Origin of the sequence: Dapis brunnea BLCC-M229 (genome assembly GCF_050015995.1) — a bacterium.
GTDB lineage: Bacteria > Cyanobacteriota > Cyanobacteriia > Cyanobacteriales > Microcoleaceae > Trichodesmium.
Map to the genome: position 1 here is coordinate 1 of NZ_JBNHEP010000105.1, position 22,872 is coordinate 22,872.

15 protein-coding genes and 3 pseudogenes are annotated in these 22,872 nt (G+C 35.2%); 9 read left to right on the top strand and 9 right to left on the bottom strand.

Annotated features, from left to right (window positions below):
• Positions 1-6: 6 nt before the first annotated feature.
• From ACP6PM_RS12730 to ACP6PM_RS12740, 3 genes and pseudogenes are all read right to left on the bottom strand, one after another.
• Complete coding sequence (locus ACP6PM_RS12730) at positions 7-540, bottom strand: transposase (RefSeq protein WP_426585116.1); 534 nt, start codon at positions 538-540, stop codon at positions 7-9.
• A 313-nt stretch (positions 541-853) separates the two neighbouring features.
• A pseudogene (locus ACP6PM_RS12735) lies at positions 854-1,875 on the bottom strand (IS701 family transposase).
• Positions 1,876-2,695: 820 nt separating this feature from the next.
• Positions 2,696-2,932 carry a helix-turn-helix domain-containing protein gene (locus ACP6PM_RS12740; RefSeq protein WP_426585117.1) on the bottom strand — a complete coding sequence of 79 codons (237 nt, stop codon included), beginning with the start codon at positions 2,930-2,932 and terminating at the stop codon, positions 2,696-2,698.
• Between the two features lie 97 nt (positions 2,933-3,029).
• Between ACP6PM_RS12740 and bchI the strand changes: the two genes are divergently transcribed.
• From bchI to ruvC, 3 genes are all read left to right on the top strand, one after another.
• On the top strand, positions 3,030-4,109 hold the full coding sequence (gene bchI, locus ACP6PM_RS12745; RefSeq protein WP_426585119.1) for a magnesium chelatase ATPase subunit I: 1,080 nt from the start codon (positions 3,030-3,032) through the stop codon (positions 4,107-4,109).
• Between the two features lie 1,039 nt (positions 4,110-5,148).
• Positions 5,149-5,289: a hypothetical protein gene (locus ACP6PM_RS12750; RefSeq protein WP_426585121.1), complete on the top strand. Its 141-nt coding sequence runs from the start codon at positions 5,149-5,151 to the stop codon at positions 5,287-5,289.
• Positions 5,277-5,768, top strand: a complete 492-nt coding sequence (gene ruvC, locus ACP6PM_RS12755; protein ID WP_426585122.1) for a crossover junction endodeoxyribonuclease RuvC — start codon at positions 5,277-5,279, stop codon at positions 5,766-5,768. The genes ACP6PM_RS12750 and ruvC overlap by 13 nt, the downstream gene beginning before the upstream one ends.
• 38 nt (positions 5,769-5,806) lie before the next feature.
• Here ruvC and ACP6PM_RS12760 read toward each other — a convergent pair whose 3' ends face one another.
• Together ACP6PM_RS12760 and ACP6PM_RS12765 are read right to left on the bottom strand one after the other, a co-directional pair.
• A complete protein-coding gene (locus ACP6PM_RS12760; RefSeq protein ID WP_426585124.1) occupies positions 5,807-6,094 on the bottom strand; it encodes a zinc ribbon domain-containing protein in 288 nt (95 codons plus the stop codon).
• 62 nt (positions 6,095-6,156) lie between these two features.
• Entirely contained in the window at positions 6,157-7,035 is an 879-nt protein-coding gene (locus ACP6PM_RS12765) for an RNA-guided endonuclease InsQ/TnpB family protein (protein WP_426585126.1), read from the bottom strand.
• Positions 7,036-7,755: 720 nt separating this feature from the next.
• On the opposite strand from ACP6PM_RS12765, the gene ACP6PM_RS12770 reads away from it, so the two are divergent.
• Entirely contained in the window at positions 7,756-8,562 is an 807-nt protein-coding gene (locus ACP6PM_RS12770) for a TPM domain-containing protein (protein ID WP_426585128.1), read from the top strand.
• A 921-nt stretch (positions 8,563-9,483) separates the two neighbouring features.
• Positions 9,484-9,825, top strand: a complete 342-nt coding sequence (locus ACP6PM_RS12775) for a hypothetical protein (protein ID WP_426585130.1) — start codon at positions 9,484-9,486, stop codon at positions 9,823-9,825.
• A 598-nt stretch (positions 9,826-10,423) separates the two neighbouring features.
• Here ACP6PM_RS12775 and ACP6PM_RS12780 read toward each other — a convergent pair.
• Positions 10,424-10,849: a thiol-disulfide oxidoreductase DCC family protein gene (locus tag ACP6PM_RS12780; RefSeq protein WP_426585132.1), complete on the bottom strand. Its 426-nt coding sequence runs from the start codon at positions 10,847-10,849 to the stop codon at positions 10,424-10,426.
• Between the two features lie 1,661 nt (positions 10,850-12,510).
• Positions 12,511-13,413 carry a DALR anticodon-binding domain-containing protein gene (locus tag ACP6PM_RS12785; protein WP_426585134.1) on the bottom strand — a complete coding sequence of 301 codons (903 nt, stop codon included), beginning with the start codon at positions 13,411-13,413 and terminating at the stop codon, positions 12,511-12,513.
• 174 nt (positions 13,414-13,587) lie between these two features.
• On the opposite strand from ACP6PM_RS12785, the gene ACP6PM_RS12790 reads away from it, so the two are divergent.
• Positions 13,588-14,334, top strand: a complete 747-nt coding sequence (locus tag ACP6PM_RS12790; protein WP_426585136.1) for a Crp/Fnr family transcriptional regulator — start codon at positions 13,588-13,590, stop codon at positions 14,332-14,334.
• Positions 14,335-14,546: 212 nt separating this feature from the next.
• Here ACP6PM_RS12790 and ACP6PM_RS12795 read toward each other — a convergent pair.
• Both ACP6PM_RS12795 and ACP6PM_RS12800 read right to left on the bottom strand, forming a co-directional pair.
• A pseudogene (locus ACP6PM_RS12795) lies at positions 14,547-14,636 on the bottom strand (IS5/IS1182 family transposase); the annotation flags it as partial.
• Positions 14,637-15,102: 466 nt separating this feature from the next.
• Positions 15,103-15,807 (bottom strand): annotated as a pseudogene (locus tag ACP6PM_RS12800) (transposase family protein); the annotation flags it as partial.
• 600 nt (positions 15,808-16,407) lie between these two features.
• On the opposite strand from ACP6PM_RS12800, the gene ACP6PM_RS12805 reads away from it, so the two are divergent.
• The 3 genes from ACP6PM_RS12805 (at position 16,408) to ACP6PM_RS12815 (ending at position 21,341) form a co-directional block, all read left to right on the top strand.
• The gene (locus ACP6PM_RS12805) at positions 16,408-16,755 is read left to right on the top strand and encodes a response regulator (RefSeq protein WP_426585138.1); all 348 of its coding nucleotides are present in this window, start codon (positions 16,408-16,410) and stop codon (positions 16,753-16,755) included.
• A 382-nt stretch (positions 16,756-17,137) separates the two neighbouring features.
• A complete protein-coding gene (locus tag ACP6PM_RS12810; RefSeq protein WP_426585140.1) occupies positions 17,138-19,306 on the top strand; it encodes an EAL domain-containing protein in 2,169 nt (722 codons plus the stop codon).
• Positions 19,307-20,228: 922 nt separating this feature from the next.
• Positions 20,229-21,341, top strand: a complete 1,113-nt coding sequence (locus ACP6PM_RS12815) for a RuBisCO large subunit C-terminal-like domain-containing protein (RefSeq protein WP_426585142.1) — start codon at positions 20,229-20,231, stop codon at positions 21,339-21,341.
• The last annotated feature ends 1,531 nt before the right edge of the window (positions 21,342-22,872 follow it).

Genomic DNA, 22,872 nt, shown 5'->3' on the forward strand with positions numbered 1-22,872 from the left:
ACTGGTTTACTCACTGCTGTTACTGTAGTCTATGTTTATGAAAACCGCTATAATTCTAGGGGCGATTCGCGAATCGCCCCTACGAGCCTTCGATTTCTTAGCATACCTTTCACATTTAAGTCTGCCTTTGGCACGCCGCTTCGCGTCTACATAGGCTATAAAATCATTAGATTGAACCACGCAATACGCTACTCCTTTAGCATATTCTCTACGTTGCCTGTACGGACGTTGCATGCAACGTCCCTCTCTCAGATGTTTCTGTGCATATCTATTTCTAGCTTTGTGGTAGTTATTTGACTGCGGTTTTGCGCCTTTGTTGTACTTCTTAGATTTCTGCCTATTAGCTCTTTTTAACTGCTTTTCAGACTTTCTGTAAAACTGAGGGTTTTCTATAGTGTCGCCATTGCTATTAGCCAAGAAATATTTAATGCCTACATCTAAACCTACTGCTTTTCCTTTTGGTAGGGGCGATTCGCGAATCGCCCCTACCATTTTTAAATATGTTTGAATAGCAAATTGAGCATAATAACCGCGACTCACGTTTAACCAATGCGGAGCATGACCTAGGATGGGATGCTGAGGTTTCCCGATCTTCCAAAGCCGCAGCCTCTTGCCTCCTTCGGAGGAGCTGCGCTAACAGAGGAGCTGCGCTAACGCTAACGCTTTTCATGTCGCGTAGCGTTAACGAAGTTGTGCGGAACGCTAAACGCCATCAGGACTTACGCAAAGACGCTATATATAGCGTATGCCAAATAGAGCGATGTAGCTGCCGCACTTGCTCCGCCAACGCTTAAAAAATTATAGCGATCGCCTCAAGATTTTTGCCATTGTTAAAACAAGGGTTAAAAAACACCTATAAAATAAAAATAGCCCTAAATTTTATTGTGGGTTTTTTCAACTCTTCGATCAGATAATCTGAGAGTAATTCATGTTTTACTTGATAAATAGTTTTTCCTATTTTCACTGCTAATATGCATAAGAAATTCCAGACTAACATAGCACAGGCTATGTGATTTTTTTGAATTTCTCTCAGGCGACATTGACAAAATTCAATACCTGTTAGCTGCTTAATTTCTCTGTGAAATTCTTCAATTTTCCATCTAGTTTGAGATTCAAATTCTACAGCATAAATGCGAAGATTGACTTAAGTCATTAGTCACAATATGTTCTGTTCTGTTAGTAGAAACAGTTGCCCAGAATAGTTTAACTTTTTTATCTCTTGGAAAACCTTTGATTTTAATTATTTTACCTGATATTTTTTCTGAGGAGTTCCAACTTAATTCTCCTATGTTTTTATATTTTGCTACACCACCTGTATCATCGACTAAACGATTTATTTTCAAGGGACAATAATAAATTTTTTCCATATTATCTATCAATCCCATCAACCTTTGTGTTGCATACCAACTATCCATTAATACAGTCTTAAATTGTAATTTTTTCTTATTTGATGCACATAAAATCATTTCTTCCACATGATCTATTTTGTTTTTTTTATCAGTATCTGGGTCATAAATTCGATAATCTATCAGCCAAAATTGTTCGATTTTTGGATTAAAATATATATAATTTACTATTCCTATGCCACGAACTACTTGATGCTCATTACCACTATACTGTCGCCGAACTAATTCAATTTTATTACTATGTTTCTTGTTAAGGACTGTATCATCAAAAATTAAATAACCTTCTGTATTAGTTATGATTTCTTTTTTAACATTTCTCCACAAATATTTGCTATCAAAGTTTTCGATTTTTAAATAACGATTTATCGTGTCATGGCTAACATTTTCTAGGTGATTTGCTAAAGAGCGTGATAGTATAATTTGTCTGAGAATTTAGTAGATATTGGTATGGGATCAATATAGTTAAAATTCATCTTGTTAGCTCAAATTAACAATAATATTATTCTACAATTATCAGGGTATTTTAGCAAAATTTATTTATAATTAGCCACATATATCTATATAGAGTTAAAATCAATTATATTAGCTTATCTTTAGTATTAGTTATGATAATTTTTTTGTTCAGGCGGTCGCTATAATTTTTAAGCGTTGGCGGAGCAAGTGCGGCAGCTACATCGCTCTATTTAGCATACGCTATATATAGTGTCTTTGCGTAAGTCCTGGCCATATCCAATCGACCAAGACAAGAAATAATATTTCCTTATATTCAATCAAGAACAGTTTTAATCAGAGGTAATTATTCATTATCAATTAATGAAGGTCTCTTGGTGTGGGTTCCTTTGCGACTGTAGTCGTCGCGGGGTTGCACCGCTTTTTTATCATATCAGAAACGTTCAAATCTTCTCAAACATCAGTTTGAGGTAAGATTTCAGGTATAGTTTCTACTACAAAACTGAGAAAATATCTAGTAGGGGCGATTCGCGAATCGCCCCTACAATCTTTGATTAATATTACTGATGATGGAGCAGCAGGTAACTCTGAGAGGCGAAACTATTTTCAGCTTTCCAATCTTGGCGTTGCTAGGGACTTTATGTTGACTAACTTTAAACCCTTCTTTTGTAAACCTAGCAGTTTGAGCGTCTGTAAACCTAGCAGTTTGAGCGTCACTTTCTATTTTTAAATTTAGGAGGTTTAATAGGCCTACCTTTTCTCTGACCTAGGGACGTTCCATACAACGTCCGTACTTTGAAAAAGTTTTGATAAGCCTGGTTTAAATCATTTAAAGATTGCTACAATGGTATAGCAGAAACCTCTGATAACCACTCTCTATTTTCAGTATTTTTAGCTTGAGTGATAAACTGTTTTTGTAGTTCAGATAAGTTCAGGTTTCTTTTCTCCCGATCTATACTTTCTTGACAATAAGCTAGGCTATCATTCCCAACCACACCGATACAACCAAATAGCTTGGCCAATAGGTATTTTTGTCCCAGTGTTGGATATATATGATACTTAAATCTAGCTTTCATAACCTAACTTTTAAACTAACAACATGATAACATATCTATTCTATTGAAAAAAAACTAAAAAGTCGCCCTAGAAGGGCGAGGCTTTAAACCCAATTTTATGGTAAATACATCTGTTAAACCAGCCGTTTCCAAAGGTCGGGCTGTTTTTCCTTTCACTGCAATTGTCGGCCAGGAAGAAATGAAACTGGCCTTGTTATTAAATGTAATTGACCCCAAAATAGGGGGGGTAATGATTATGGGCGATCGAGGTACGGGTAAATCTACTACTATCCGTGCTTTAGCTGACCTATTGCCAGAAATTGAAATTGTTGTTGATGACCCTTTTAATAGCGATCCTGATGACCCAGATTTGATGAGTGATTCAGTGCGAGATAGACTAGCACGGCAGGAAGAAATTCCGATTTTTACAAGAAAGGTCCAAATGGTAGATTTACCATTGGGGGCTACGGAGGATCGGGTATGTGGCACTATTGACATTGAAAAAGCTTTATCGGAAGGGGTGAAGGCTTTTGAACCAGGTCTACTAGCAAAGGCTAACCGTGGGATTTTGTATGTTGATGAGGTCAACCTTTTGGATGACCACTTAGTTGATGTCTTGCTTGACTCGGCGGCAAGTGGCTGGAATACTGTGGAAAGAGAAGGTATTTCTATACGGCATCCTGCTCGTTTTGTACTTGTAGGTTCGGGAAACCCAGAGGAAGGGGAATTACGACCTCAGTTACTGGACAGATTTGGTATGCACGCTGAAATTAGAACTGTAAAAGACCCTTTATTACGAGTTGAAATTGTTGAACAACGTTCAGCTTTTGACCAAAATTCTCAAGAATTTTTAGAAAAGTACAAATCACAACAGGAAGAATTACAAAATAAGCTTGTAGATGCTCAAAAAAAGTTGAAATTAGTGGAAGTTGACCATGATTTACGAGTAAAAGTTTCTCAAGTTTGTTCTGAGTTAGATGTAGATGGTTTACGGGGAGATATTGTCACTAATCGTGCTGCGAAAGCTTTAGCTGCTTTTGAAGGTAATACAGAAGTGAGTATTGAGGAGATTGGTCGTGTTATTACTATGTGTTTACGACATCGACTACGAAAAGATCCTTTGGAAAGTATTGACTCTGGTGATAAGGTGAAAAAGGTGTTTAATAGGGTTTTTGGATTGGCAGGAGTAGAAGCATAATTTAAGAATTAATATTCTCAATTGTAGTTTGATTTTTCAGGGAGAAGCAGATTGATCAAAGCAGGTTTTTTATAAAAAATTGACTATGTAACAATTATCAAAAACTTGTATCAGTGCTTCTCCTAATTTGATTAAATTTTGGGTTGTTTTTCAGATAATTAAAAATATTGCATCTTTAATAATACAGCAATTAGCATTAAGTCTTCAGGTTTGTTCTTTCTTTGGAGCTAAGTTATATGAAATACAAAAAAATTCTACTACTCACGAATCACCCCATTACCGAAAAATTAAGCTTTAAAGCCTCTCCTTTCAAGGATAAAAAAACAAAAAAATTCCTTTTAATCAATCCTATCCGTTTTTAAGAAGAGGTAATTATTAATTATTGAACTCCTGAGGCTATCAATCTTTAGCAGCAAATATTAACCTATTTCATATTAGATTCAGGGATACTTAAATTAAAATATTATTTTAGGAAAATAAATTTAGTTTCTTTGATTTTTATAGAACCCCTAAGTGTATCTTTGACATTGATTTTCCTTTTTATAGCATTCGCGATATAGCTGCCGCTAGGCTCCGCCTTTCATGTCGCGCAGCGAAAGCGGAACAGAGTTCTATTGCTGAAATACTATTTTTTTAGTTGAATAAAAAGTCATATGCAGAGGCAAAAAACTCAAGATAGTTTTTATAGTATCACAATTAAAGTGAGGATGCAACCGAAAATTCTGTGGTGTGCCGATTCTTTTCGGGAGCCTAAAAAAATGAAAATTTTGGTTATTTTCTAGTGAGGAGCGATGGATGAAAAAATTTGATCGTGGAAAAACAAGCACATAAGTTTATGAGAGCTTCACAAGATGAAGATATTTCTGGTATTGCTCCTGGAGAAAATTCCTGAATATGTAATGGTCTCTGAGCAAAGAAATTTAGTTGAATAAAAAGTCATGTGTAGAGGCGAGCAACCACAGGCAATTTTTATGATATCACAATTTTTATGAGTATGTAGCTGAGCTGTCAGGGATTTTTCCTTTTAATATATTTATTTATGTGTAAAATTACAAGATTGATTGGCATTCCCATAGGACGCTTCTTTACAGGAGAGCGCGGGTATAAATACCAACATTTTGATAAACAGCAGATTAATCAGGCGATCGCTAAAGAAGTAACAAAAATATGGAAAAATTAATTCTCGGATTAGATCCAGGTTTAGCAGTATTAGGATTTGGATTAATTAAGTGTGTTTATAATGCAAAAACAGAGAAAATAGATTCTACTTCTATGGTTGATTTTGGGGTAATTAAAACCACAAAAAAACAAGAAATGGGGCAACGTCTCATCACAATATATGAAGATTTACACACTATACTAAATAACTTTAAACCAGACTTAGCAGCCACAGAAAAATTATTCTTTTATCGCATGGGCAATACAATTTTAGTTGCCCAAGCTAGAGGAATTTTAGTATTAGTATTAGCACAACATGGAATTCCATTAATTGAGTTTACACCCGCACAAATTAAGCAAGCAATAACAGGCTATGGCAATGCAGATAAATCTGATGTGCAACAAGCAGTAGCTAGAGAATTAAATTTGGAAGAAATTCCTAAACCGGACGATGCGGCTGATGCTTTAGCGGTTGCTCTAGCAGGAAGTTGGTTAAATTAGGCATTGACATCCTCCCCGGCCTAAAGGCACGCGGATTCCTACCGAGCCGTAGCTCCTCGATGGGTTGACGTTGCACAGGCTGCCGCACCCACCCCTCTTGCTCCCCTCCCGGGAGGCGATGGGGGTGGGTTACGCTTGCCTCCGCGTCCGTTTTTTGTTTCGGACTGCCCGCCCGCGACCAATATATTTATTGCTGCATTTTCATCACGGTCATGTTTTGTACCACAGTTGAGACATTCCCACTCCCTTACTGAAAGGTCTAATTTTCCACCTTTGAATCCACAACATGAACACTTTTGTGATGTTGCTTCCCACCTGCTAATCACTCTAAAATCACGACCGTATTTTTCTGCTTTTCCTTCTAAAAGTGTTCGGAACTGTCTCCAACCTAAATCTGATATGGCTCTGGATAATTTACGGTTCTAACCATACTAGATACATTCAAATCCTCTAAAGCAATTGTTTGGTTTTCACGAATTATTTCAGTAGATAATTTATGTAGAAAATCTGCTCTAGTGTCTTTCAATTTGGCATGGAACTTAGCTATTTTTAGCCTAGCTCTTTCATATCGATATGACCCCCTAGTTTTATTAGATAATGACTTGCTCAATTTTCGGTACTTCTTAATTTGTTTTTTCAACGGTTTGGGCGCTTCAATTTTTTGACCATTACTCAAGGTAGCAAAAGTTTTAATTCCTAAATCTATACCTACTGAATTATCAGTTTTAGACAACACTTCTCGTGAAGTTTCTACTACAAAACTCAGAAAATATCTATTAGCTGAATCTTTGATTACTGTTACTGATGATGGAGTAGCAGGTAATTCTCTTGACCAAACAATTTTCAGTTTTCCAATTTTGGCCAAATAAACTTTATCCTGACCAACTTTAAACCCCCCTTTGGTAAACCTTGCAATTTGTCTTGACTTTCTGGTTTTAAATTTAGGAGGTTTAATAGGTCTACCCTTTCTCTGACCTTTGGTTGAAGTAAAGAAATTTTGATAAGCTTGGTTTAAATCGTTTAAAGATTGCTGCAATGGTATAGCAGAAACCTCTGATAACCACTTTCTGTCTTCAGTTTTTTTAGCTTGAGTAATAAACTGTTTTTGTAGCTCAGAGTTAACAGGCTTCCTATCTCCTGATTTATATTTTTCCTGACAGCAAGCTAGACTATCATTCCAGACAACACGGACACAACCAAATAGCCTTGCTAATCGGTGTTTTTGTCCCGATGTTGGGTATATGCGGTACTTAAATCTCGCTTTCATAAAATGACTTTATTATTAACAATATGATAACATAATCTTTGGAAAAAAATCAACTAAAAAGTCGCCCTAGAAGGGTGAGGCTTTAAACCAAATTTTTCGGTAATTTTTATTTTTAAACTTAAACTTTAACAGACAAAAGTATCACATTTTAGGTAATCTAGACATTAATACATATTAACTAAGATTTATACTCCTGAATTATACTGCTCTTTCTATTTAAGCCTTGCTGATTAACTCTAAATTCTTTTAGAGATAAAGGCTAAAGCCTTTTTTTACGAAAGAAGTGGAAGCTTTTCACTCCTAAATGCTCACATTTGGAGCAGACAAGGGCAGAAAATCTGAAATACTTCTTCCCTGTACCTCCTCGTTAATCCTTATTATTTCTTATTCCTGGCTCTTGAATCCTACCCTCAGCAAACCCTACTTAAATGTCTTTTTTTCACTGACGGCAGGATTTTGCTCCCACTACATTCCAAACCCTAGCTTCGTTGGCCGTAAAAAGATAGATAATTGTTATCCTCAATACATCATTAATGGCTATTTTGTATTAACAAAAGACCATATAACCAAGTCAAAAGTCTCAAAAATATTAAGATTAACTTCACACTTTATTTAATTGTGAGTTAAAGTAAATAATTGTAAAGAAAGATGAGATTTTTTCACTTTCTTTGTTAATACAAGCATTTACTGTCCACCTTTTGGATTTAAACTAAATATAAAATGATAAAATTTTTTTCAAAAAACTTTTTTGTATCAATTGTAGCAATCTTCCTTGCATTATTGACTTTGGCTCTAACTCCAAAAGTTGCTCAAGCCTACAACAATCCAGATTTACTTCCCAAAGAGCAAACACCAATCATCGACCTAGCCAGAGCATTAACAGACATTCAAGAAAATTTACTAGCCAAAGACTTAGAGCAATTTGAAACAGAAACTGGCTGGAAACTTAGAGTTTTAACTCAATTTGACCGTACTCCTGGTAGAGCAGTTAAAGATTTTTGGGAACTTGATAATAAAAGTGTCTTGTTAGTAGCTGACGCTCGTGGTGGTAATATCCTTAATTTTAATGTGGGTCGCGCTCTTTATGAATTCCTTCCCCGGACATTCTGGGTAGAGTTGCAAACTCGCTACGGTAATCAATTTTTTGTGCGAGACCAAGGTGAAGACCAATCAATTATTCAATCATTAGAATCAATCCAAACTTGTTTGCGTCAAGGGGGTTGTAATGTTGTACCAGGTTTACCACGGGAACAGTGGATTTTAACTTTAATTACATCAGCTATTGGCGGAGTAATTTGTGGCTTTGCAGCTCAACCTCGTAAGCCAGACCAAGCTTTTTCTTGGCAGTGGGCGTTAATATTTTCTCCATTGTGGGGAATTTTGTTTATTGCTTTTGGTATTGGTCCGGTAGTATCAAGAACTTCAGATTGGTTGCCATTGACTCGTAATGTTGCGGCTTTTCTTATTGGTGCTTTGGTTGCTTATCTGACTCCTTTTCTGAGTCAATCTTCTCCTTCTGAAACGTAAATAATTTTATATATAGCAGGGAACAGAGAACAGAGAACAGAGAACAGAGAACAGAGAACAGAGAACAGTTGGAAAAATATTTCCTAAACAATTCTTTCTTAGCTATATTTAAACTGAAAAAAATTAAGAACTAGGAATATTTGATTTATCCAATTATTCCTAGTTTTTTTATTGTTTGAAGTTTATTTTTTGCTGGAAAGAGGAAATTTTTAATTCCTAAAATAGAGAGAAGTGATCGCTAGTTTTAATACCAATTTCATAAAATATTGCTACAGTCTCGACACGGGGAACAGGGAACATATAACAGAGAATAGTGAAAGAAAAACTGGATAAAAAAGAAGAAAAAATGCTTAATTTTGACATTTGATGGATATATACAATTAAAAATTGTAGCAATAAATCACAAATTAAGATGTAACTACCTTTTTTGAATTTGGTATAAGTTGGATAAAAATCTCTTATTTTGAACTCTATAAAATTACTATGGCAGAAATTAATCAGATTCAAAATCAACTCAAAAAATAGGTGGTAGTGAGCTATAAAAACTTGCTGATACTTACCTTCATCAAAAAATTGAACAGGTAAAGTTAATTAAATCATTAGGGTCTGTACCGGGAACTAACAAAACAACAAAAGAAACTCCAGATATTACTTTATCGAAAGAGAGCCAAAATTTAACTTCTAAAATAGAGAGAAGCGATCGCTACTTGGAAATTTAGGAAAAAGATATGATTTTTATCTCTAGAAAATTCCTCTGGCAAAAATTAATCTGATTCAAAATAAACTTAATTCTTTGAGTGATGGTGAGTTCCAAAAATTTGCGGATGTTTACCTTCATAAAAAGTTGAGCATATTGATCCGAAATACAAGGTATTATCTAACTCTGGATTCAGAAATACTATTCTGGAAAGAAGATTTCTTTTGGAAGTAACAGAAGAAGAGAAAGTTGTTCTTGAGGATAGACAAAATAAACTGCTAGAAAGTCTGATTGAAAATAGATATGAAGATATTGATTTGATGCAATTAGTGTTTAACTTAGTTACAACATTTCCCTACGAAAGACGTTATCAATTTATTGATTTATTTTGTAAGTATAATCAAAGTGTTGAGGATTTTAATAAACTTCCCCTAGAACCTTATTTTGAGAATTATAAAAAACTTTCCGCAGAATCTTTTACTTTGAGTGGTCTGAGAGTCTTAAACCGACCCATGAAAGTTATGCAGAATATCTTAAATCACTACTGCCAATTTTTAATCAAATAGACTTTATGGAACACAGAAAATATGTATAACAAGAAATTAAGTATTTTCAGAAGTGGATTAAAGATGAAAAGAAAAAGGATTTTATGAGAGACTAAATTTAAGTTGCCATAAAATTACTAATATCATTTCTTTTTGAATACCTGAAATAAAAACTTTCAAAAACAGCAAGTAGGGAGAATTTTGTTTGCGCAGCATTCCGCAAGAAAAGATACTCTGTTGAAAGAGAGAAAAATTTTTATTATGACTAATTAATTAGGGCTTGCTGATTAAATCTCAAACCATTGATAAATAAAGGAACTTGCCATTGCGTGTGTTCTAAAAGTGCCACCTTTTGGCTATCAATAGCTCAAAAAGTGAGGATGGATGAGCAAACAACAGTGGAAAAATTGAGGGACAATTGCTCCGACTAAATCTTCTGTAATCCACCATTTTTCGTCACTACTGACTACTATAAAGACCAATAAAGACTTTTTCAGCAAACCCTAATTAGGCTTGAGATTGAGATTAAAATTAGGCAAAAATCCCAATTTCTTAATTAACTATTTTTTTGTCAAAATAGTTGAGAATTATTACCCAAATTCAATCTGAATATTCAAGTTTAAGTTGAATGTTTTTCTTCAGATAAAGAAGCTTTACAACCAACTGGATAGGGGGAATGATAAGTAGTAGAACGTTTACCAAAAATAGTGTAACGATTATCTCTAATCTGCTCATAAAAGCGATCGCCCATCGATTTCGCCCCAGGTAAACTCCGATATGCTGCTACAAAAAAATTCCCCGCAGGTAATAGTCGGCCTATTTCTTCTGCTGCGTCACTACCTTGCCACCGAAATTGTGGCGCATTAGTATTAATTAAAATCATTCCCATTTCGCAATCTTCAGCAGTAATGCAAAACTGATTTAATGTTTCTAAATCTTGCATAGGAATGTACTCAAATATTTGACCCTGGTCTATAGTCTCTAATACCTGGACTAAGGTTACACATAGATTACAGTTCCCGTCGTAAATTACAATATAACTCATATCAAAATCCTTGGTAATTTGAAAATAACCATCTTTTAAATGGTAAATAAAAACGTCTAAATAGGGACAGATTTGATATAACCCTTAGAATCTCAAAGGTCTTATACCAATTCCCAAAAGCATTGCTATACTTAGGTCACACTTCAGTTATTAAGTAATTAACACAGGGGAAATTACTTTTTTGCTCTTTATTAGCCCATTTAATGTTTATTATTCTTATGTTTATTCCTCCCTACACGGAACACACAGACCACACTTCCCCACCCGATCGGGTATAGCATTCTTTTTGAGAAATGGTATTAGTTTATTTTAAACACAATCAAAATTATCACTGCTAACTCAACTTCTAGAAGTGCTTTACTTCCGCGGGAATATTTTTCGCTCTTTCCCTTTGTTCCCTACTCCCTAAATTTTTATATTGTGGTTATTCAAAGAGACATGATATAACTTTATAACTCATATCAAAATCCTTAGTAATTTGAAAACCACCATCTTTTAAGTGGTAGATAAAAACCTCTAAGTAGGGTTGGCTGAAAAAGTCTTATGGTTGAGGGTAGAATTCAGAATACGCGAATTCTGAATTCTGAATTTAGAGGAGTTAGGAGGCAGAAATATCCCTTGATTTTTCTATACCTTATCTACTCACTCATCCTAATTTTTTTAGCTCCCTAGACTGAAAATCTTGCACTTTTTTAACTATAAAAAGGCTAAAATATTTACAATGGAAGGCTTTGAAAGTTAATCAGCAAGCCCTAAATAGGGACAGATTTGATATAATCCTGAGAATCTCAAAGGTCTTAATTTATTTTAAACACAATCAAAATTATTCCTGCTAACTCAACTTCTAGAAGTGCTTTACTCCCGCGAGAATATTTTTCGCTCTTTCCCTTTGTTCCCTACTCCCTAAATTTTTTATTGTGGTTATTCAAAGAGACATGATATAACTTTATAACTCATATCAAAATCCTTAGTAATTTGAAAACCACCATCTTTTAAGTGGTAGATAAAAACCTCTAAGTAGGGTTGGCTGAAAAAGTCTTATGGTTGAGGGTAGAATTCAGAATACGCGAATTCTGAATTCTGAATTTAGAGGAGTTATATCAAATCCGGTTGAATACTTATTATATGGTTGGGGGAGATGGGGAGATGAGGAGGTAGGGAGGTGGGGGGATTGAATATTGTATAGATATAATTATAAACATATATTATATAAACGGATTCTATATTAGGAGGCAGAAATATCCCTTGATTTTTCTATACCTTATCTACTCACTCATCCTAATTTTTTTAGCTCCCTAGACTGAAAATCTTGCACTTTTTTAACTATAAAAAGGCTAAAATATTTACAATGGAAGGCTTTGAAAGTTAATCAGCAAGCCCTAAATAGGGACAGATTTGATATAATCCTGAGAATCTCAAAGGTCTTAATTTATTTTAAACACAATCAAAATTATTCCTGCTAACTCAACTTCTAGAAGTGCTTTACTCCCGCGAGAATATTTTTCGCTCTTTCCCTTTGTTCCCTACTCCCTAAATTTTTTATTGTGGTTATTCAAAGAGACATGATATAACTTTATAACTCATATCAAAATCCTTAGTAATTTGAAAACCACCATCTTTTAAGTGGTAGATAAAAACCTCTAAGTAGGGACAGAACTGAACTAAAGTTCTATAGGTGCTTTCCGACTCAACCTTTCTTCTAATAAAAATCTCAGTACAGACTTAGTTACTAAAACTAAACCTAATCTAGCTTTTGCTAATTTCGGTGTTTTGACTTTCACCTCGCCCCATATACGACACTGACCGTAAAAAGTTTGAAAAGTGGTACTAAAACAATTAGCTACTTTGACCCAATTTATAGGTTTTCTAGTGGTGGAAAGACAATATATGTAATCTAGGGTAGAAGCAATTTGAACAATTAATTCATATTCAGCATCATGTAAAAATTGTAATTCCCCATTAGATTTTTGCCAAGGTATGGGATCAGGAGTGTGAATAAACCAAAATTGACCATAGTTTTCTGGAGTTGTCGGAGCAAGAGTAATCAGACCATCCCGTTCACCCATACGCAAGAGGGAACAACAACGAGCATGACTATATTGAATAGGAAACAAATTTATAGTTTCACGAGATTGATGGTCAACATCCACCTGAAACTTTTGCTTATCACTCTTGAGGGGAACATAAGTTAAATAATTCAACCATTTAGCTATGCTCAAATCCGTTAATTTCAAGTAAATTATGCCAGATGAAATTACTTCAACCTGGAAATTTACTACATCTTTCTTTCCTTCACTATTAACTATTTCTCTACAATACTTAGCTAACTCAGTAGCAATATATATTGCTGGTTGTTGCAAAACTGGGGCTAACTTGAGAGCGATCGCTGACTTGTATATAACTCCTCTACAATCCCTAATTTGGTTCATTGGAATTACCTTCATCCTTGCCCAAACTTCTAATTTATTTTCATCGCTACAAGACCATTCCAATTTCTCCCGATATAAACTTACAGCTTTTTGCAAAAAATGTATTGCTTTACACTGAAATGATAATTTTGTCAAAATTATCACCACCTCAAATAAAATTTATCCTACAACATTCGGAAAAAGATGTGTTTTTTGCTACACTGATATAAAAGATAAGACTGATATAAACAGACAAATTAATATCTGCTCGTGTGCCCTCGAGCAAATTGATTTGAACTTAAGTCCAACTTTTAGCAAAAGAGAGTAAGAATGCAACTATCATCACATCCAGACCTACCAGAAATGTCACTAAATATACAATCTACTAACAATTCTGCCCCTAATAATAGACCATTTTTGACTTGGCAACTGATCATAGATTGGGCAGAAGAACACTACCGTAGTAGAGCTTTTACCAAAGATGAACGTATTCCCGCCCGCCCAGGTTTGTTGTATCTAATACAAAAAGGAGCAATTCGCCTAGTAGGTAATGCCCACATTAGTGCCAGTCGCAATAAGTCTAGTAAGTCAAAAACAAGTCCAATTTCAGACGAAGCTTTCCTCGGATTTGTCGGTGCTGGTCAACCCTTTGAACTAATAGCTCAGTCACCATTTACACTACAAGCTTATGCCCATGCGGATCAAACAACTGTACTTTGGATGTATTGGCATGACCTCGATAACTGGCCTCACTTCCGCAGAGAAGTTCTAGATGCTTTTAGGTATCAACATCAAAGGAAGCTTTTGTGGCTAAGTACCCTGGGTCAACGTCGTACTATCGATCGGTTATTTGGATTTATCACACTATTAATTGAAGAATATGGAGAACCCTGGATTAGTGAAGATCGGGCAGAACTAACAAGCGGTTATTATTTACCTTGGCCTTTGACCCATGCTCAAATTGGTAGTGCTATTGGTTCCACCCGTGTAACTGTGACTCGTCTTATGGGTAAATTACGCCAGCAAGGCTTAATCTATATCCAAAACGATAATCTGATCTGCTTGCCAACAGAGTAGACCTCTTGCAAAAATATTTTGTGCTATGGTAAATTGCTATTTTTGGGTCTAAGTTTGCTTGATAATATATCCAGAATTTATCAATTTTCTTGAATAATTAATAAGAGGCGATCGCCACAAAGCAAAGTCATTAAAAATAGGCAATAAAAATAAGTTCAGCTAATAATTAAAAGCTCAATTTAACTAGAGATTTAATAAATTCAACTTCAAAGTTAATTAGCTAAATCATAATTATAAAGACGAGCTATTAAGTTCGCTCTTAGTCCAAATCTTTGACCAAGATTTCGTTCATTAATGGATAATGGATAATGTATAATTACCTCTCCCTAAAACGGATTGGATTGACGCGGAGCGTAAAAATTTTTTCTTCTCAAGGGGAGATTGGATATGGCGAGGAGACCTCGCCATCCCATCCTACGGAAAGCTACGCTTTTCATGTCGGCGACAGCCGAAACGACCGCTCTCTTGGTCGATTGGAGGCCAGTGAGGAAACCTCGCCATCCCATCCTAGGTCATGCTGCCTCTTGCCTCCTTTCCTGCAGAATGCTGCCTCTTGCCTCCTCCGGAGGAGCTGCGCTAACAGAGGAGCTGCCTCTTGCCTCCTCCGGAGGAGCTGCGCTAACAGAGGACCTTCGCTAACGCTAACGCAAACGGAGGAGCTGCGCTAACAGAGGACCTTCGCTAAGGCTTTTCATGTCGGCGACAGCCGAAACGCTAATGACCGCTTGTTTCTCCTTTAAAGGAGAGGCTTTAAACCTTAATTATTCAGTAAGGATAAGAGAGAATTTTAAAGATTTTTAGTCGTCTATTAATATGTTCTACTATAATTCTTAATTGACTCAGTTGCCAATTATATTTTTTCTCTTATGAAAGTTAACTTTTTCCCTTTCTTTTTCTTGAGTAGTGTTTGACTTAATTGATGAATTTTACCTATTCCTTGATAACCTTTATCTGCGATAACTTTAATTAAATTCCCAAATTTAACTGCACTATTTTTTTTTAAAATTTTTTAAAATTATCAGTTATACCTTTTCCATTGACTAAACATAAGATTTTTTCATTTTTTTGTTGAATTACTAATTGTGTTTTTAGTGTATTTTATCTTTGTTTTCCACTGTAAAACTGTTTTTGCCGTTTTAATGGTCTTTCAATTTTACTTTCCATGACATCCATCACTACCAGTTCTTCTTCAGCATAAGTTTTCCATAATTCTTTTTTTCCCGGCAGTTGAAATTGACGATATTTAATTAAGATATTTTCAATTTTATGAACAATACGACAGACATTAGATTCAGACATTTTCCAGTCCAATCCAATATGATAATAAGTTCTATATTCTCTCAAATATTTAAGAGTCATTAAAATTTGGTCTTCAACTATTAATTTGGGCTTTTGTCCTGATTTCTTTTTTTCTTTTTCTTGAGTTTTGACAGTACGAACCATTACTCTAAAAGTTTTTTTTACCCCTGTCAAACGCTTAAATTCTGTTTATGATAACTTTTTGGCTGGCAAATATTTCACGATTAAATTAATTTGATTTGCTAAACAATTGTCTTTAATAATTAGAAAATAATTTTTCCTTGAAAACTTAATTAACTTTTTCTACTTGGCAGTCAGAGCGAAAGGAGTAAGGAGTGCTGTCCCATCACTTTTTTAGGTGGCGATCGCGCTTACTGTAGTGGTTACTCCCAAAATAAATAGCCTTTAATTGTACCACGAAATACTTTTGCAAGAAGTCTTATTTTTTGTCTATTGGCAGCTACTCCCGCATTTCTTGGAGACAACCCATGAGCTACTATATTTAGTCAAAGAGAAATTGAAATAAGGTTTTTTGATCGCTGAGGCTAGCTTGGTCAAATTATTTGATTAAAATGGTATTACTGAAATACAGAAAAAAAATATAGCAATTCCCAAAGTTATGAAGTACAGTTTTTTTTCTTCTTTTCTGTTCCCAGTTAAGTGTTCCCTGTTCCCTCAAACCTAAAATTTTGTACCTCACTAGTATGGGAATTGCTATAAATATTTATTAAGTTTTTGTAGTAAAAAATTTTGTCAAAAAAAATATTATATCCAATGAATCAAGAAATTATTAAGGTGCTTTTAATAGAAGATAATGAAGATGATTATATTCTCATTAATGATTTATTATCAGACCAGGGAAAACCAAAAATATTTGTAGATTGGGAAAATACTTATAGAGCAGGATTAGCAGCAATAGAAAAAAGTCAGCATGATGTTTGTTTAGTTGACTATTGGTTAGGAGAAAAAAACGGGTTAGAACTACTGCAAACGGCAATTATTCAGGGTTGCCAAATACCAATTATATTGCTTACAGATCGAGATGATAGAGAATTAGATGTGAATGCTATAAATTTAGAGACTGTTTGTAAAATAAGTCTTAACAGAGCAAATAATGACTAAAATCTAAAAGCGGTAGTACTTCAAGAGATTGAAATTTCCTAGATACCAGAGGTTTAAAGGTACATATATTCCCAGATTTTTAACTTACAAATAGTTGTCTTGATTTCTTCCTCCCTCCATACCTATTCCCTATTCCCTGTTCCCTGTTCCCTGTTCCCTATATCCTTTTTATATTTCCTTTACAAACAGTCTCTTAGGCGCTGCAGATTATCTACATAAGTCAGAAATTAAAGCATATACATTAGAGCGGGTAATTCGTTATGCAATTGACAGAAATCAAAGTTTAAAAGCTCTCAAAGAAAGCCAAGCTAAATTACAAGAAGCACAAAAAATTGCCCATTTAGGTAACTGGGAATACGAAATAGCTACACAAAAAATAACTTTGTCGGATGAAGCATTTCGGATTTTTGGTCTTAATCCCAATCAATCGCAACCAACTTATTCAGAATTGCTGAAAATGTTGGTTCCTGAAAGCCAAGAATTATTGAAGCAAAATCTGCCTTTAATATTAGAAAAAAAACAAGGTCGTGAATCAGAATATAAAATTATTCGACCTGACGGTAGATTTAGATATATTTCTACTCAGTCTACTGTAATTGTCGATAATAACTCGGAAGCTATAGTTATATTCGGCACAATGCTAGATATTACAGAGCGCAAAGAAGCTGAATTAGAACTTCAGAATCTTAGGCAAAAAGAGTATTTATTGGGTCTAATTCTAGACAGGATTAATCAATCTTTAAATTTAGAGGAAATTTTAAAGACAACAGTAGATTCTGTCAGGGATTTATTACAGTGTGATCGAGTAATTATTTATCGTTTTCTGCCAGGTCCAAGTGGCATTGTTGAAAAGGAATCTGTAACAGAAGGTTACACCCCCATTTTAGGTAACATTATTACCGACCCATGTTTTCCTAATGACAATGTTCTAGAACAATTTAAACAAGGTTATATTAGTATCATAGAGGATATCGAAAGCCCAGAGATAACAAACTGTCATCGAGATTTACTTAGAATATTTCAAGTGAAAGCAAATATGGTATTGCCAATCTTGATTAGTCAAAAAGAAGGAGAGAAAGAAGTATCAGAAATTGTTGTGTGGGGATTATTAATTGCTCATCATTGTAGGGAAAAAAGGGAGTGGCTCCTATCAGAAACAGATTTATTAAGGCGCTTGGCAACTCAGACAGGAATTGCTATTCAACAAGCTCAACTTTATCATCGTTTAGAACAACTAAATCAAGAATTAAAAAAAATAGCTTATATTGACGGTTTGACAGGAATTTATAATCGTCGTCACTTTGAAGAAAAACTACAACAAGAGTGGAAAAGGTTAGCACGGGAGAAAACTTCAATATCAATTATTATGGTAGATGTAGATTATTTTAAAGCCTACAACGATACTTATGGTCATCAGGAGGGAGATAAATGTTTGCAACAGGTGGCTCAGACTATTAGTCCTGTAGTGAAACGACCAGGAGATTTTGTTGCTAGATACGGGGGGGAAGAATTTGCGGTTGTCTTGCCAAATACTCCTATAGAAGGAGCACTTCAAGTTGCAGAAAATATTAGAACAGAAATAGAAGGTTTAAAAATTCCCCATCAAGGTTCAGCAGTAAGTAAATGGGTGACAAGTAGTTTAGGAGTAGCAGATAGCAACTGCTCTAATCAATCTAATCCGGAGATATTGATTCAAGCGGCAGATATGGCTCTCTACAATGCTAAAACTTCTGGCAGGAATTGTGTTGAGATTTATGATTCATCTAGGCAAAATTTGGAGAAGCAAAAACAAGAAATTAATTTAGCTACACAACTGCGAAATGCTTTGGGAGAAAATCGTTTTTGTTTGTATTCTCAGGCAATATTACCACTGCATGAGGGTGTGCAAACAAAGCTGTATGAAATTCTCCTGAGATTTTGGGATGGTTATGGGAAAATAATTGCACCAACTACTTTTCTCTCAGTAGCAGAGCGTTATCATTTAATGCCTAGAATTGACCGTTGGGTAGTTAAAACTCTATTAGCTTATCTGTCTTTGCGTGAAATTTCTCTATTATACAAAGACCAGATTTTTACAGTTAATCTTTCTGGAGCTAGTATTAATGATTGTTATTTTCTAGAATTTATCGAACATCAATTTGCTTTTTATCAAGTGCCTCCCCAACAAATTTGTTTTGAGATTACTGAGACTGTAGCTATTACTAATTTAGAAAAGGCAGCCCAGTTTATTCAGTCTCTTAAACAACTAGGTTGTAGTTTCGCATTAGATGATTTTGGCAAAGGAATGTCTTCTTTTTCTTATCTGACAAATTTGCCAGTAGATTACCTGAAAATTGATGGGATGTTTATTAAGAAGATGGAAGAAGATTCCGTTTCTCAAGGAATAGTAGAGGGTATTCATCATATTGGTAAGACAATGGGTTTAATTGTCATTGCTGAATATGTAGAAACCGAGTCTATTTTCAGCAAAGTCATTGATTTAGGTATTGACTATGGTCAAGGGTTTTATATTGAGAGACCAAATCCCCTAATACCAATGGTAAATTATTAGAAGTCAGAAGTCAGAAGTCAGAAGTTATATCATGTCCGGATAATTAGTGATGAAAAAATTTTCTGTTCCCTATCATCATTTATTTATTATTCAGGACTTACGCAGGGGTAATATATATAGAGTGCAAAAACTGTAGCGCTATAGTTTTTAACACTACATACATGGTCTCTGCGTAAGTCCTATTATTTATAGGTATTCAACCGGACATAATATTAGAAGTTAAGTAGGTAGGCACGAATAAACATCACTATGTAACGAAATGTTAAAGCAGTTGAAACCCTTGATATTGCTTCCTTCCTTGATATTGCTTCCTTCCGCTCCGCTTCAGTCGCTGCGGACGTACTTGTAAATTTTTTCACCTACCTACTTATATCATGTTCGCTTGAATACTTACAATTAGGCTTGTAGTTTTGCTCTAGCCCCAGATACATATTTAGCAGGCTAAAGCCCAACTACAAACTAACACTTTTTATAACTGATTATCCGCAATTCGTAGCTCCCCTGGAGGGGGTGCATGATATTAGAAGTAATCTCTGAGTGAGGAGAGAGCATTTTTGACATCCTCCCGTTGGGCTTACAAGGAAATCGCGGGATTCCCTAACATCACTGATAGGGGCTTTCTGCTGCCTCTTGCAGAGGAGCTGCGCTAACATAGCACCAGCTTCCAAGGCCGAACCTCTTTCTGGTCTTACGGTCGCTCCAGAGACTGACACTACTAGCCTAGTAGCCTAATTCTATTAACAATAGCATCCTATTGTAAAAACCGCAAGATTGATTGGTTTTCATCCCGAGGCTCTCCTAATAGCTGCCGCTAGGCTCCGCCAACGGGAGAGCGCGGGTCTTCAACCAACATTGAGATAAATGTCTGCGCCCTATTTGTGTAGTGCTATAAATTATTAATGGAAGTTTAGCTGAGGAATTTATGACTATTGAGGTTGACTATATTTTCCCTCCAGAGGTAGATGCTGAAAAGCAAGGCCAAATTATTGCAGTGGGTCAAACCGCAGGTACTTGGGGTACAAATTTTGCCCATAGAGAAAAGTTTTTGCATTCACATTTAGGGAAAGTTGTCAAGGGTGTGACTAACCCAGAAGGGGATAGCATAGTAACTGTTGCTTTTCCAGAAGCAAATGTGGAAGGGGATATTCCCAGTCTTTTAACCATGATTTTTGGTAAATATTCGATGGCGGGTACTGCCAAAGTAGCAGCAGTGCGTCTGCCAGAAAATTATGGGTTGCGTCCAAAATTTGGGATTAAGGGTATTCGGGAAATTTTGGGAGTAGGTGTTCGCCCGCCACTGATGGGAATTTTTAAACCAGCGTTAGGGTTATCGACCAAAGACTATGCTTCTATTTTAAGAGAAGTAGCTAATGCTGGTCTGGATATTATTAAGGATGATGAAATTATGGGAAATCTTGAGGAAGCTCCCACCCTCATTCGTCTTCATGTTTGTCGCCAAGTGCTGGAGGAAGTTAAGGAAAAAACGGGTCGGACGGTATTATATGCTATTAATGTTACGAGTAAATTGGGGAAATGTTCTAATCCACTGGACACGGCAAAATTATTAGTGCGTGAAGGTGCAAATGCACTTTTACTGAATGTTTTATCTTATGGTTTTTCTGTATTAGAAAGTTTGGCTGCTGACCCAGAAATTAATGTTCCGATTTTTGCTCATCCAGCTTTGGCAGGGGCAATATGTGCTGCTCCTGACTATGGTATTGCTTATCCGGTAGTATTGGGAACTTTGATGGCTCATGCTGGTGCGGATGCAGTTTTGTATCCTGCTAGTTATGGCAGTCTAGGTTTTGACCCTACTGAGGAAGGAAAAATTCGGGATATTCTCCGAAGTCGAGATGTGTTTCCTGTTCCTGCTGCTGGTATTAAACCAAGTGTAGTACCTCAAGTTTTGAAAGATTATGGTCAGGATGTAATTTTGATGGCTGGTACAGGAATTATGGATTATCCTGATGGTAGAGAGGCAGGGATAAAGGCGTTTTTTCAGGCTTTGGGTTTGGAGTCAGAAGTGAGGCAGTAGGGGATTGGTTCACAAGGGTGGGTTTTTTACTTTCTGGTTGTGAATAGACAAGGAAGACAAAAGATTTATTACAAAAGTTTTTCATGATATAATAAAAATTTATCCATTTTTTTTACTTGCCTACAACCAACTATCATATAAAATCTGGTTATAGAGTAATCATATCCATTACTTCCTCTTAATACAGATGTTCCATTGAATACGAATTTAAAAATTCATTTTATTCAAATTCTTTCTTTATCCAGAATTTTGAATTTTGAATTCTCAATTCTGACTCCTCGACAATACGATAACTATAACACTACGTCTTTTGGTGTTTGACAATAAATTTGGATGATAAGGGAACAGGGAATAGAGAACAGGAAACAGAAGAATATCAAGAGCGTATTTGCGTAGCGCTATAATTACCGAATAATTAAGGTTTAAAGCCTCTCCTTTCAAGGAGAAACAAGCGGTAGAGGGAGACCTCGCGCTATCCCTCTCTTTCAGAGCCGCTCCGAAGTACGCCATATCCAATCTCCCCTTCAGAAGAAAAAATTTTCCTTTGAGTCAATCCTATCTGTTTTCAAGGACAGGTAATAATTAATAATTAATTATTAATTGTTGAACCGGGTTCTATATCAGATTGGCGATCGCCCTCGAATTTAATTATTCAAAAAAATGAGGAATTCCGGGGTTCTTGTCAGGTAAATTTAGACAAAAAAATAGCTTTTTATTATACCACAAAGTTTTTTTGCAAGAGGTCTAAGGAAGACAAACCAGAAAAAAGCAATTGTCATTGCTAGATTAAGTTCTTGTGTAATAGATAACTAAATTTCTATAAGTTTTAATTTGGAGGCGTTTGTGCTTCCTTGTCTACTTTCCCCAACTCTACCAAATATTACCCACTTTTATAATAAAAAACATACCCTTGTAAAGTAGGAGTAGGCGGAGAATTAAATAATTAATAATTAACAATTAATAATTAATAATTACCTCTTCTTGAAAACGGATAGGATTGATTAAAAGGGAAATTTTTTTCTTTTCAAGAGTAGATTGGATATGGTGAGGAAACCTCGCCATCCCATCCTACTGACTGCTCCGCAAACGACCGCTTTTTCTCCTTTAAAGGAGAGGCTTTAAACCCTTATTTTTCGGTAAACATAAGAATAATTAACATATTAGGTCGCTAATAATTATCAAAAAGGTTATTGGGCTAGTGTTAATTACTTAATAATTGAAGTCTCACCTAAGTATAGCATTACTTTTAGACATCTCCATCAAAGATGAGTAGGGAGTGGAGAAGGCAAATAACTGATAATTGCTCTACAATAATTAATTTTATTTTTTATGATTGGAGATGTATTTTTGTAATTAGTATTAGGAGTTCAATAATTAATAATTAACAATTAATAATTAATAATTACCTCTTCTTAAAAATAAGAGGATTAGTTAAAAGGATTTTTTTTCTTTTTTTCTCCTTAAAAGGAGAGGCTTTAAACCTTATTTTTTCGGTAAGAGAATTGTAAAAAAATTGGCAATTAGGTCACTG

Coding starts and splice junctions, on each gene's coding strand:
- ACP6PM_RS12790 (WP_426585136.1), top strand. CDS start 13,588: ATGCAACTATCATCACATCCAGACCTACCAGAAATGTCACTAAATATA.
- ACP6PM_RS12765 (WP_426585126.1), bottom strand. CDS start 7,035: ATGAAAGCGAGATTTAAGTACCGCATATACCCAACATCGGGACAAAAA.
- ruvC (WP_426585122.1), top strand. CDS start 5,277: ATGGAAAAATTAATTCTCGGATTAGATCCAGGTTTAGCAGTATTAGGA.
- ACP6PM_RS12740 (WP_426585117.1), bottom strand. CDS start 2,932: ATGAAAGCTAGATTTAAGTATCATATATATCCAACACTGGGACAAAAA.
- ACP6PM_RS12780 (WP_426585132.1), bottom strand. CDS start 10,849: ATGAGTTATATTGTAATTTACGACGGGAACTGTAATCTATGTGTAACC.
- ACP6PM_RS12770 (WP_426585128.1), top strand. CDS start 7,756: ATGATAAAATTTTTTTCAAAAAACTTTTTTGTATCAATTGTAGCAATC.
- bchI (WP_426585119.1), top strand. CDS start 3,030: ATGGTAAATACATCTGTTAAACCAGCCGTTTCCAAAGGTCGGGCTGTT.
- ACP6PM_RS12815 (WP_426585142.1), top strand. CDS start 20,229: ATGACTATTGAGGTTGACTATATTTTCCCTCCAGAGGTAGATGCTGAA.
- ACP6PM_RS12805 (WP_426585138.1), top strand. CDS start 16,408: ATGAATCAAGAAATTATTAAGGTGCTTTTAATAGAAGATAATGAAGAT.
- ACP6PM_RS12750 (WP_426585121.1), top strand. CDS start 5,149: ATGTGTAAAATTACAAGATTGATTGGCATTCCCATAGGACGCTTCTTT.